The 3,878-nt window shown below is 70.3% G+C and carries 2 protein-coding genes; both read right to left on the bottom strand.

Annotated features, from left to right (window positions below):
* Positions 1-1,541: DNA polymerase III subunit gamma and tau (locus ASG00_RS12655; RefSeq protein ID WP_235559586.1), on the bottom strand; the 1,541-nt coding region annotated here is incomplete at its 3' end.
* Between the two features lie 28 nt (positions 1,542-1,569).
* Positions 1,570-3,878, bottom strand: a 2,309-nt coding sequence (locus ASG00_RS12650) for a glycoside hydrolase family 65 protein (RefSeq protein WP_235559585.1), incomplete at its 5' end; no start/stop codon positions are given.

Here is a 3,878-nt window from a genome sequence, read left to right as displayed (position 1 = left end):
ACCCCGGAGATCGCCTGGCGAAGGTCTTCGCTGGGCCCGGCGCCCGCGGTGCGCTTCTTGAACGCCGCGAGGTCGGTCTGCGACGTGAACGCGAGCGTGAGCACATCACCCTCGAGGGACACCACCCGAGCCGACGAGGCGACCAGCCACGAGGTGCGATCGATCGTCTCGAGACGGGCCAGCACCTCGGTCCACGCGTCGCGCACGTGCTCGGTGGTGAGAGGCCCGGTGGGTGCCGCACGCACGGGGGCGACCGGGTCGGTGACGGCGGCGGCTGACGCGACGGGCTCGGTCGGCTCGGTCGCAGGAACGGGCTCGCTCGAAAGGACGGGAGCGGGCTCGCTCGGGCCGGCCGGGGCCGGGGCCGGCTCCGACGCACGAGCGGGTGTCACCGGCGGCGCGGCGGGCGCCGACGCGGCCGCGACGCCTGACACCGCCGCCTCCCCCTGCGTGAGCACGCGAGCGATCATGAGCTCGAGCTGCAGTCGGGGCGATGTCGCGCCGCTCATCTCGTCGAGGGCCGCCACGACCACATCGGCGATGCGCGAGAGCAGTGAGGCACCGAACGTCGTGGCCTGGCGCGACATCCGCTCGATCTCCTCCTCGGACACTCCGCGCAGCACGGCAGTCGCACCCCGACCGACTGCTGCGATGACGATGAGGTCGCGCAGCCGCTCGAGCAGGTCTTCGACGAACCGCCGCGGGTCTTGTCCGGTCTGCACCACGCGGTCGACCGCCGCGAAAGCGGATGCCGCGTCTCCCCCGCCGAGGGCATCGACGATCTCGTCGAGGAGCGCACCGGGCGTGTAGCCGAGGAGGGCGACCGCCCGGTCGTAGGCGACCACGCCGCCCTCGGACCCGGCGATGAGCTGGTCGAGCAGTGAGAGCGTGTCACGGGGCGAGCCGCCTCCGGCACGCACCACGAGCGGCAGCACACCGGCCTCGACCTGCACGCCCTCGCTCTCGCACAGCTGCGCGACGTAGTCGAGCATGGCAGCCGGCGGCACGAGCCGGAACGGGTAGTGGTGGGTGCGCGAGCGGATGGTGCCGAGAACCTTCTCGGGCTCGGTCGTCGCGAAGATGAACTTGACGTGGTCGGGGGGCTCCTCGACGAGCTTCAGCAGCGCGTTGAAGCCCTGCTGGGTGACCATGTGGGCCTCGTCGAGGATGAAGATCTTGTAGCGGTCGCGGGCCGGCGCGAACACGGCCCGCTCACGCAGGTCGCGGGCATCGTCGACGCCGTTGTGGCTCGCCGCGTCGATCTCGACCACATCGAGCGACCCGCCGCCGCCGCGTCCCAGCTCGACACAGCTGTCGCACGTGCCGCACGGGGTGTCGGTCGGGCCCTGCGCGCAGTTCAGGCAGCGCGCGAGGATACGCGCAGAGGTCGTCTTGCCACAGCCGCGCGGACCCGAGAACAGGTAGGCGTGACCGACCCGGTCGCCGCGCAGCGCCGTCATGAGCGGCTCGGTGACCTGCGACTGCCCGATCATCTCGCCGAACGCCTCGGGGCGGTAGCGGCGGTAGAGGGCGGTGGTCACCCCGTCACTCTACGGTGTGGGTGGGACATCAGGCCGGGCCCGCGGCATCCGTCTCGGCGATCGGCGTCGCCCCGGTCACGACCGGGATCGATGTCGTCGGCGTGGGCACGGAGGCCACCAGCAGAGAGCCGTCCTCGCGGCGCGAATCCTTCATGATCTTGCGCAGCGTCGGGCGCCCGGGCTTGACCGGGCCCTGCCCGTCGAGCGCGATCGAGAGCTCCTCACCGCCCGCGATCGTGTACTCGCGACCGCGCACCGTGAAGGTGGCCGAACCCTCGCCCGGCTCCGCGACCACGAGCAGCTCGTCGCGACGGACCGTGATGTCGAGGTGCGTGCCGTGCCAGCGCAGCGCGAAGGCCAGCTCGGGCCAGTCCTTCGGCAGGCGCGGGTCGAACGACAGCTCGCCGTAGTGGTCGCGCATGCCGCCGAACCCGCTCACGAGCGAGGTCCAGACCCCACCGGCGGATGCCACGTGCACGCCGTCCGACGCATTGTGGTGCAGGTCTGCGAGGTCGACGAAGATGCCGTCGAGGAAGTACTCGAGGGCGAGGTCCTGATAGCCGACCTCCGCCGCGAGGATCGACTGCACGACCCCCGACAGCGTCGAGTCGCCCGTGGTCAGCGGGTCGTAGTACTCGAAGTCCGCGAGCTTCTCCGCGCTCGTGAAGTGGTTGCCCTGCAGGAACAGGGCGAGCACGACGTCGGCCTGCTTCAGCACCTGGTAGCGGTAGATCACCAGCGGGTGGAAGTGCAGCAGCAGCGGCCGCTGGACGGCCGGGGTGTTCTCGAGGTCCCACAGCTCACGCTCGAGGAACACGCTGTCCTGGGGGTGGATGCCGAGGGCTTCGCTGTAAGGGATGTGCATCGCCTCGGCGGCCATCTCCCACGCGTCGGGCTCCTCCGCGTCAAGGCCGAGGCGCTCGGCCATGAGCCGGAACTCCTCAGGGCGCTCGACCTCCATCTCGCGCACCGTGCGGGCGGCGAAACGCAGATTGAAGCGGGCCATGACGTTCGTGAACAGGTTGTCGTTCACGACTGTCGTGTACTCGTCGGGACCCGTCACCCCGTGGATGTGGAAGGTCGCGGCATCCTCTTCGTCGCTCTCGCGCCAGAACCCGAGCGTCGCCCACAGCCGCGCGGTCTCGACGGCGATGTCGACGCCCTCACGGTAGAGGAAGTCGTCATCGCCTGTCGCCCGCACGTACTTCGCGAGCGCATAGCTCACGTCGGCGTTGATGTGGTACTGCGCGGTGCCCGCCGCGTAGTATGCCGACGCCTCCTCGCCGCTGATCGTGCGCCAGGGGAACAGCGCCCCCGCCTCGTTGAGCTGCTTCGCACGCTTGCGCGCGGCCGGGAGCATGAGGAAGCGCATGCGCAGGGCGTTGCGCGCCCAGAGCGGGCTCGTGTACGCGAGGAAGGGGAGCACGTAGATCTCGGTGTCCCAGAAGTAGTGGCCGCTGTAGCCGGAGCCCGAGACGCCCTTCGCCGGCACGCCCTGGCCGTCGGCGCGAGCCGAGGCCTGCGCGAGCTGGAACAGGCACCACCGGGTCGCCTGCTGCAGGTCCTCGTGACCGCCGATGCGCACGTCGGAGCGCTTCCAGAAGGCGTCCATCCACTCGCGCTGCTGTGCGAACACCGCGTCGGCACCGAACTCCGCGCCGCGGTCGAGGGTGCGGCGGCACCGATCGACGAGCTCGCCGGCGGGCACCCCACGGGACGTGTGGTAGGAGACGAACTTCGTCAGACGCACAGGAACACCGGCCTTCGCGTGCACGCGGAAGACGTTCTTGGCGATGTCGGGCTCGATGAGGCGGCGCGACGTGTAGTCGTTCGCGGTCTCGATGATGTGGTCCGCCGCGACGGCGATCGTCATCCCCGATGCGGTGACGCGGTAGCTCAGCACCGACCGGTCGCCGTCCTGCCAGTAGGTGTCGGGTTGCAGCACCCGCTGCGCGATGCGCTCGGCCTTGCGCGGGTCGAAGCCCGCGCCGGCCTTGCCGGAGCCGGGCGTGCCCCCGTAGATGTCCTCGCCGTCCTGACGGTTGACGAGCTGGCTCGAGATCGTGACCGGTGCGTCGTCGTTGAGCACGGTGACGTCGATGCGCATCACCGCCAGGTGCTTCTCCTCGAAGGAGACGAGCCATTCGAGGTCGATCACGACCTCCTTGCCCGAGGGGGTGCACCACAGGATGTGGCGTCGCATCGCCCCGTCGCGCAGGTCGAGCACGCGCTCGTACTCACGCAGGTCGGCGACGTCGAGCGTGAGCGGCTCGTCGTCGACGTAGACGCGGATCACCTTCGCGTCGGGAGCGTTGATGATCGTCTGGCCCACCTCGG

Origin of the sequence: Microbacterium sp. Leaf351, assembly GCF_001423825.1 — a bacterium.
GTDB classification, from domain to species: domain Bacteria; phylum Actinomycetota; class Actinomycetes; order Actinomycetales; family Microbacteriaceae; genus Microbacterium; species Microbacterium ginsengisoli.
The sequence above is the reverse complement of the archived record's forward strand: the minus strand, read 5'-3'. Positions and strand labels throughout refer to the sequence as shown.